The following is a 263-nucleotide window of genomic DNA, read 5'->3' as shown; positions in this document are numbered from 1 at the left end:
CACGGGGGTCTACCTCATCTGGGGCACTCACGCCCTACCGGATCGGCCCGCAACAGGCCTGATGGTCGGCTTCCTGACCATCGCCGTGGGCCAGACCGTCGGCGCTCCTCTCTTCGGATTTCTATTGACTGGGCCTGGCGTTGCCTCTGCCGTCATAGGGTTCGCCGCCGTCGCGCTGATCGCCGGGGCCTTCCGGTCAGGGTCGGCGGTCGATGGCGCAATTGCGTAGCCTGGGCGAAAGCGGCACTTTCTCGAAACGTCTT

At 65.4% G+C, this 263-nt stretch carries 1 pseudogene; it reads left to right on the top strand.

Annotated elements, in window-relative coordinates:
* Positions 1–229 (top strand): annotated as a pseudogene (locus EU805_RS17605) (MFS transporter); the annotation flags it as partial.
* Between the last annotated feature and the right edge of the window lie 34 nt (positions 230–263).

Source organism: Salipiger sp. IMCC34102 (assembly GCF_004145405.1).
Lineage (GTDB): Bacteria > Pseudomonadota > Alphaproteobacteria > Rhodobacterales > Rhodobacteraceae > Loktanella.
Note: the sequence above shows the minus strand (reverse complement) of the source record. Positions and strands in the feature narration are given on the sequence as shown.